A 7,442-nucleotide genomic window follows, 5' to 3' on the forward strand; every position below is an offset into this window, starting at 1 on the left:
AAGCTAGATCTGGAAAAACGGGGATAGATGATAATGGTGGTAAGTTAATGACTGCATGGCTCATGGTGCTTGATTCACTTGATGCGTAAGAAGCTCAAGCTATCTTGAGGATTATTCATAGGAAAGGGATTGAAGGAGTTATTTCGGCTTGTATGAAAACTGATACTACCAATGAAAATAATATCACTAGCAATGTTGAAAGAGCGTTGCTTGAACTCCCTCCCGAAGAGCAGGAGCGCCTAATGGCCTTACATGAAGCTAAAAAGAGGGCCGCACCTCAAGAGAATCAAATAGAAGACGTAACAAGCTTAGGCTATAAGAAAAGCGGAATAGCCTAAGTAAATACTACGCTATCGCATGTTAAATTTACCATACTTAATTTAATGTTTTATATAATTATTTTTATTTAAAGATGATGATCAAAAGGCGTTTGAACGGCTTTCAAACTTACTCAAACTACAACCAATCCAGTCCAGAATATAGTGCAAAAAAATCATTTTCTGATCATTTTTTGCAATGAGTCCAAAATCCTTAAAATCGTTGTAAGCCCCGCCAATAACGGGCTTACGACTAATCCAACGTTCCCTTTGATAGTCCAGAAATGCTTGCCACCCCACACGCTCGTTATTCGCCGCTGCCGGGCAACGGCCAGGGTCACGGCTGCGGCCATAATCTGCTGGGTTCGGCGGCGATGCTGGCGGCGAAGGCGTAAAGAGTGGCTGACTAAAACTGGTCAGCCCGGCCGGGTGCGCTATTACGGCTGTCCCGCTGAAGAGGGGGGAGCCGCAAAATCCTTTATGGCACGCGCCGGCACGTTTGATGGCGTCGATGTCGCCATTACCTGGCATCCCAGCGTCCATCATGAAGTGGCGAAAGCCCTGTCGCTGGCCAATACCCGTATGGATTTCTTCTTCACGGGGCGCGCCTCCCACGCCGCCGCCGCACCTGGGCCGCAGCGCGCTGGATGCGGTGGAACTGATGAACGTGGGGGTATAGTATTTGCGTGAACATGTCCCGCAGAATTCACGTATCCACTATACCATGCTCGATTCCGGCGGTATCGCGCCGAATGTGGTACAGGCCAAGGCCGCCGTGCGCTATGCCATCCGCGCCCGCGATGTCGAAAGCATGTTTGAACTCAACTCGCGCGTGAAACGGGTGGCCGAAGGCGCCGCCACCATGACCGATACGCAATTAACCGTCAGCATCATGAGCGCGGTCGCCAATCTGCTGGGTAACCGGCCGCTGGAAGAAGCCATGTAGCAGAATTTCGAACTGCTGGGTCCGGTCGCGTTCGATCATAGCGATTACGCCTTCGCCGATGAGATTCAAAGCACGCTTAACGCCGCGGATATTCAAAACGATTATCGCCGGACCGGGATGAAACCCGCTCATCCCAAATCCCTGAGCAATTATATCATCCCCCTCGACACCCACGGCGAGCCGATGATCGGATCGACCGATGTGGCGGATGTCAGTTGGGTTATCCCGACGGTACAAGCGCATGTGCCGACGATGGCCATCGGCACGCCAGGCCATTCCTGGCAGTTGACCGCTCAGGGGAAAATGCCCGACGCCCATAAAGGACTGGCCCATGTCGCAAAAATCATGGCAGCCACGGGCATTGACGTGCTCACCGACAAAATGTTGCTTGCCCAGGTCAAAAAAGTCCATTTTGAACAGACCCGCGCCACTTCCTACCGGTGCCCGATACCGGCCGAGGTGAAACCGCCTGTTCAGCCCCGCCCCGAGACCTTGTTATTGATTGCTACAGGAGAGCACCATGACATTGACCCGAATTGCCGCCCTATTGGCCGCGGCGGGCGCTTGCAGCGCAACGGCCGAGGCCGCCACACCGCCTGATTCGCGGGTGATGGCCTGGAATATCGATGCCATCAGCACCTGGGACCCCGCTCAGATAGGCGAGGTGGTGACCAGCGAAATCTACTCCAATACGTGCGACACGCTAGTGGACTTCGATCCCGGTGATGAGAAAAAAGTGGTGCCTTCGCTGGCGTCAAGTTGGGATGTCTCGCCCGATCGCCGGCAAATCACTTTCCATTTACGCGACAATCTGACCTTTGCGGACGGTACTCCCGCCACGGCGGGAGATCTGGCCTGGTCGCTGCAGCGGGTGGTGAAACTGGGTTATGGCAACGCCGCCACGATTACCGACTACGGATTTAACAAGTAAAACGTCGATAACACTATTACGGCGCCGGACGATCGCACGCTGGTGTTCAAACTGGATAAGCCCTATCCCACCACGCTGATCTTACAGGCGATTGCGGCAAATAATGTCTCTTCCTTGTTGGAACGGAAAAAGGTGGAAAAGGAAGCGGTCAATGGCGACATGGGACACACCTATCTGACAACCCATACCGCCTGCGTCGTGGCCCCTACCAGCTAACCCGCTGGAACGCGGGGGAAGGCGTTATGCTGCAGGCCGTCGATCGCTACAGGGGCGGACAACCGCCGCTAAAGCGGGTGTTGATCCGCCATGTTGCCGAAACCGGTACACAGCGGCTGCTGGTCACCCAAGGGGATGTGGATATCGTCCGCGACCTGTCTGCGGATGACCTGAAAACCCTTGATGAAGGTAATAAGGTCAAGGTAGAGAAAGTGCTCAAGCTGCAATTATTCTTTTGGACTTTCAATAATGAAGACCCGATCTTCAAAAATGAGAAAGTCCGCCTCGCCATGCGCTATCTGATCGATTATGACGGCCTGGCGAAAAGCGTTATGCTGTACCTCGGGGTACCCCGCGCCAGCTTCGTGCAAATCGGCGCCTTCGGTGCGTTGGACGACCATGCCGGCCAACCGTTCAAACTGGACCTGGACAAAGCCAAGCAACTGCTGACAGAGGCAGGCTACCCCCAGGGTTTCAGTGCCACCGTCTACTTCGGCACGCTACCCCATTCGGCGCCCATCGCGCAGAGCGTGCAGCAAAACGCCGCCAAAATCGGCGTAAAGCTCACGTTGGAGCGGATGGCCAACGCACAGTTGTTCAGCAAAGTGCGCGGCCGCGAGTTTCAGAGCGCCATGATGGCCTGGCAGACCTCGGTGCCGGACGCTTACGGCAACGCCTCGCGGCTGGTGTTCAATCCGGATAACGACAAGAACGCCCGCGCGACCCAGTACCCCAGTTGGTGCGCCGCCTGCTTTTTTGATCCCGAGTTGAACAAAAAGGTCCAAGCGGCGGTAATGGAACCCGATGACGCAAAACGGGTGGCCCTCTACGCCAGTCTTCAGCAGGAAGTCATGCAAAAAGGCCCGATGGCGATCATGTTCCAGATGTACAACACGGCGGGAATCAATACGGTTTTGAAAAACTGGACCTGGAACGGTTTCCGCGTTTGGTACAACAAAGCACGTAAATAACGGAGGCGTGTCATGTCGCAGGCTTTCTCCACCTCAGCCGAGCCGGGGGAAATATCTCCCGTCTGGCGCTACCTGTCCGCCGCGCTGAAAGGAATGCTGTCCATCCTGTGTACGCGGCTGGGGCTTGCGGCGTTAACCTTCTTTATTGGCCGGCTGCTGCCTATCGATCCGGTGGTGGCCGTCATTGGCGATAACGCCAGCCAGGAAGCCTATAACCAGATGTATCACCAATTGGGCCTGGATCAGCCGCTGTGCCAGCAGTTCGCCGACTATGTAGTCTCGGTGGCGCATTTGAATTTCGGGATGGCGCTCACCACCAACAGCCCGGGGGCGCAGGATATCGCCCGGGTCTTTCCGGCGACGCTGGAACTGGCGACGGTGGCGGCTCTCATCGGTACCGGCCTCGGCATTCCCTCCGGCGTCCTGTCGGCAATGTACCGTAATTCCTGGTTCGATCACCTGATTCGTTTTTTGGGGCTTATCAGCTACTCAACGCCGCATTTCTGGCTCGGACTGATGGGATTATTGCTGTTCTACGCGTCTCTGGGCTGGATCGGCGGTCCCGGCCGAGTGGATTTTATTTATGAATTCGATCTGTATCCGGTCACCGGCTTTTGGCTTATCGACAGCGCAATGACGGGCAACTGGGCGGTTTTTCGCAATGTTTTTAGCCATATCTTCTATCTGCTTCGATTCTCGGCCTGAGTTCGTTGGCCTATATCAGCCGCATGACCCGTAGCTTTATGATCGAACAACTGGCGCAGGAATATATTATCACCGCGCGGGTAAAAGGACTGTCCTGGGCGCGGTGCTGACCGAAACCGTGTTCGCCTGGCCGAGCTTTGGCCGTTATCTTACCAATGCGCAGCTGGCCGGCGACATGAACGCCGTGGTGGGATGCGCCTTACTGACCGGCGCGATTTTTGTCCTGTTAAATGTGGTGTGCGACCTGCTTTATCACCTCTTCGACCCGCGCACCCGCCGGGAAGTTCAATGACCGATTCCTTGAACAAGCCGCTGTCGGCGCGTCCGCGTTCAACCTGGCGCGAATGGATCGCCGCGTCCTACCCCGCGACGCCGTTGCAGGCAAGGATGCAGCGGCTATGGCTACAGTGGCACCGCTTCAGCGCTAACCGTTCCACGCTGTTCGGCCTGCTGGTGCTGTTGTTCATCCTGGCGGCGGCTCTATTAGCGCCGGTATTGGCCAACCAATATCTACGTCCAAGATCTGGCCCACCGTCTGCAGCCGCCCAGCGCCGATCACTGGCTCGGCACCGATGAGCTGGGCCGGGATATCTATAGTCGCCTGATATTCGGGGCGCGGATTACGCTGTATATCGCCGCGCTCACCGCCGTGATAATCACCCCGCTCGAGCTAATTATCGGCACCACCGCCGGCTATCTCGGCGGCTGGGTGGATACGGTGTTGATGCGTCTGGTGGATATTTTCCTGGCGTTTCCCAGCTTGATTTTGGCATTGGCGTTTGTCGCCGCGCTGGGYCCCGGCCTTGAGAACACGATTATCGCTATCGCGCTCTCMTCGTGGCCGCCGATTGCGCGCCTGGCGCGGGCGGAAACGCTATCGATTCGCAAAATGGACTATATCGCGGCGATACGGCTAAAGGGAGCGTCCTCCTAGCATATCATCCTGCACCATCTGATGCCGATGTGCCTGCCCTCGGTGGTGGTGCGCGTCACGCTGAATATGGCCGCCATTATCCTGACCGCGGCGGGGCTGGGTTTCCTCGGCCTGGGCGCGCAGGCACCCAGCCCGGAGTGGGGCGCCATGCTCTCTTCGGGACGGGAATTTATGATGAATCACGGCTGGATCGCGGCAATCCCCGGTTTGGCCATTCTGTTTACCAGTCTGGCTTTCAACCTGTTAGGTGATGGCCTGCGCGACGTGATGGATCTCCGCCATGAATGATCTTCTGCTGGACGTCGAAAATCTTAATGTGGTGTTTAAAGGCGCTTATCAGGACCACTCCGCGGTGCGAAATGTGTCATTCACCGTCGGGCGGGGAAAAGTGGCCATCGTAGGGGAATCCGGCTCGGGTAAATCCCAGACCTGTCGGGCGCTGCTCAAGCTGACGCCCAAAGTCGGCCGTATCAGCGCCGACAAAATGCGTTTTGGCGATGTCGATTTGCTCAACGCCAGCGAGAAACAGATGCGCCGCATCCGCGGCAATCGTATTTCCATGGTATTCAGGACCCGAAATTTTCCCTTAACCCGCTGATGCGGATCGGCCATCAAATTACCGAAGCCTACCGTTTGCATACGCGCGTGAGTCAAAAAGACGCCCGGGACAAAGCCTTGGCGATGCTGGAATCCATGCATATCCGCGAAGCGGAACAGGTATTCCGGCTCTACCCCCATGAAATTTCGGGCGGCATGGGGCAAAGGGTGATGATTGCGATGATGCTTATCCCCGAGCCGGATCTTATCATCGCCGATGAGCCCACCAGCGCGCTGGACGTTACCGTGCGTCAACAGGTACTGACCATCCTTGATGAACAACTGGCGCGGCACAACACCGGTTTACTGTTTATCACCCATGACCTCAATCTGGTGTCGCGCTTTTGTCACCGGGTGCTGGTGATGTATGCCGGCCGCATCGTCGAGGAGATCGCGGCGGCGCAGCTGGAGCACGCTTGCCATCCTTATACCCGGGCATTACTCGACAGTCAGCCGCGTCTGCGCCATCCGGTGGCGACGCTTAGCGTCCCCGCACGCGATCCGGCCTGGCTGGACGGCCCGAGCTACCGTTATGGTGTCGCCCTATGAATGTGATTCCCAGCGCACAGCGCAGTATTGAAACCCTGGCATTAAGCATCGCCTTCGGCGAGGGACGTCAGCGCCGTCAGGTGGTCGACAACGTCAATATTCTCTTGGGACAAGGAGAAAGCTATGGCCTTATCGGTGAATCCGGCTGCGGCAAATCAACCCTCCTGCGCGCGTTGGCGGGCCTGAATCACCATTATCAAGGGCATATATCCTGCTTAACAACCGCGAGCAGCAGCACCGGCGCGACAAAGGCTTCTACCGGGATGTCCAGATGGTGTTCCAAGATCCCTATGCCTCGTTACATCCGCGCAAAATAGTATGGAATACTTTGCGAGAGCCGTTACAACTACAGGGGCTGGAGCGCCATGAGGCGCACATTAGCGAAGTGCTGAACGCCGTCGGCCTGTCAGACGCTTTTCGTTACCGCTATCCCCATCAACTTTCCGGCGGCCAGCGCCAGCGGGTGGCCATCGCCCGCGCGCTGATCCTGGAGCCGTCGATCCTGCTGGATGAGCCCACTTCAGCGCTGGACGTTTCTGTGCAGGCGGAGATCCTCAATTTGCTGAGTCAAATGCGCCGGCAGCGTCGATTGACCTATCTCCTCGTCACACACGATTTGGCGGTGGTGGCACACTTATGCGACAGGATCGGCATCATGTATCAGGGTAGACTTCTGGAGGAATTCACCGCCGGCGCCCGGCGACAACTGGTGCTACAACAACTGGGACTTCAACGCCCTCGGCAGCGTATGGCGCCAGCTGACCGGTGAGGCTATCCACGACGCCTTCGCGCGGCAGATAGCCGGCCCCATCGGCATGGAGGATTTTCGTCCCGCGCAGGATGGCGCCATGGAACCCGGGGATTTCTCGGACCACCCCGCCTATCCCTTTCGTCTCTCAAACCGTGACCTGCTTCGGTTCGGCCAGTTATTTTTGCAGCAGGGGACATGGGACGATCGGCAGGTGATACCGGCGCACTGGGTCCGCAGCAGCACGCTTCCCATCTCCCACGCCGGCTGCCGCGGCGCGTACGGCGCGATGTGGTGGGTCACGCGTGCCGGCGTCGCCTGGCCGGGGGTAATACTCCCCGATGGCAGCTATTCGGCGCGCGGCGCAGCGATCATTTTTGCCTGGTGATGCCGTCGATGGCCTTAGTCATCGTCCATCGTGTAGACACCGATACGCCTGGAAAAGAGGTGAGCCGTTTTCAAACCGGCCGGCTTCTACAACTGCTTATTGACACGCTCAACTCAAGGGACATTTTATCATGACCGTAA

The 7,442-nt window shown here is 56.8% G+C and carries 8 protein-coding genes and 4 pseudogenes; 11 read left to right on the top strand and 1 reads right to left on the bottom strand.

Annotation, left to right across the window (positions count from 1 at the left end):
* Positions 1–152: 152 nt before the first annotated feature.
* Complete coding sequence (locus ACMX3H_RS15510; protein WP_415211467.1) at positions 153–338, top strand: hypothetical protein; 186 nt, start codon at positions 153–155, stop codon at positions 336–338.
* An 81-nt stretch (positions 339–419) separates the two neighbouring features.
* On the opposite strand, the gene ACMX3H_RS15515 is transcribed toward ACMX3H_RS15510, so the two are convergent.
* Positions 420–932: a hypothetical protein gene (locus ACMX3H_RS15515; protein WP_415211468.1), complete on the bottom strand. Its 513-nt coding sequence runs from the start codon at positions 930–932 to the stop codon at positions 420–422.
* 67 nt (positions 933–999) lie between these two features.
* Here ACMX3H_RS15515 and ACMX3H_RS15520 point away from each other — a divergent pair, with 67 nt between their 5' ends.
* The 10 genes and pseudogenes from ACMX3H_RS15520 (at position 1,000) to ACMX3H_RS15565 (ending at position 7,302) form a co-directional block, all read left to right on the top strand.
* The gene (locus ACMX3H_RS15520; protein WP_415211469.1) at positions 1,000–1,263 is read left to right on the top strand and encodes a hypothetical protein; all 264 of its coding nucleotides are present in this window, start codon (positions 1,000–1,002) and stop codon (positions 1,261–1,263) included.
* 117 nt (positions 1,264–1,380) lie between these two features.
* A complete protein-coding gene (locus ACMX3H_RS15525; RefSeq protein ID WP_415211470.1) occupies positions 1,381–1,863 on the top strand; it encodes a hypothetical protein in 483 nt (160 codons plus the stop codon).
* Positions 1,864–1,873: 10 nt separating this feature from the next.
* Positions 1,874–2,194, top strand: a complete 321-nt coding sequence (locus ACMX3H_RS15530) for an ABC transporter substrate-binding protein (RefSeq protein WP_415211473.1) — start codon at positions 1,874–1,876, stop codon at positions 2,192–2,194.
* Between the two features lie 42 nt (positions 2,195–2,236).
* The gene (locus ACMX3H_RS15535; RefSeq protein ID WP_415211471.1) at positions 2,237–2,410 is read left to right on the top strand and encodes a hypothetical protein; all 174 of its coding nucleotides are present in this window, start codon (positions 2,237–2,239) and stop codon (positions 2,408–2,410) included.
* A 26-nt stretch (positions 2,411–2,436) separates the two neighbouring features.
* Positions 2,437–3,381 carry an ABC transporter substrate-binding protein gene (locus tag ACMX3H_RS15540; protein ID WP_415211472.1) on the top strand — a complete coding sequence of 315 codons (945 nt, stop codon included), beginning with the start codon at positions 2,437–2,439 and terminating at the stop codon, positions 3,379–3,381.
* A 12-nt stretch (positions 3,382–3,393) separates the two neighbouring features.
* A pseudogene (locus tag ACMX3H_RS15545) lies at positions 3,394–4,378 on the top strand (ABC transporter permease).
* Positions 4,375–5,308 (top strand): annotated as a pseudogene (locus ACMX3H_RS15550) (ABC transporter permease). Before ACMX3H_RS15545 ends, ACMX3H_RS15550 begins: the two co-directional pseudogenes overlap by 4 nt.
* A pseudogene (locus ACMX3H_RS15555) lies at positions 5,301–6,166 on the top strand (ABC transporter ATP-binding protein). The pseudogenes ACMX3H_RS15550 and ACMX3H_RS15555 overlap by 8 nt, the downstream one beginning before the upstream one ends.
* Positions 6,163–6,935 (top strand): annotated as a pseudogene (locus tag ACMX3H_RS15560) (ABC transporter ATP-binding protein). The pseudogenes ACMX3H_RS15555 and ACMX3H_RS15560 overlap by 4 nt, the downstream one beginning before the upstream one ends.
* Positions 6,826–7,302 (top strand): serine hydrolase, encoded by a 477-nt coding sequence (locus ACMX3H_RS15565; RefSeq protein WP_415211117.1) that lies wholly within the window; start codon positions 6,826–6,828, stop codon positions 7,300–7,302. The pseudogene ACMX3H_RS15560 and the gene ACMX3H_RS15565 overlap by 110 nt, the downstream one beginning before the upstream one ends.
* Positions 7,303–7,442 lie beyond the last annotated feature (140 nt).

Origin of the sequence: Sodalis sp. (in: enterobacteria), from assembly GCF_047607725.1 — a bacterium.
Lineage (GTDB): Bacteria > Pseudomonadota > Gammaproteobacteria > Enterobacterales > Enterobacteriaceae > JBLKSS01.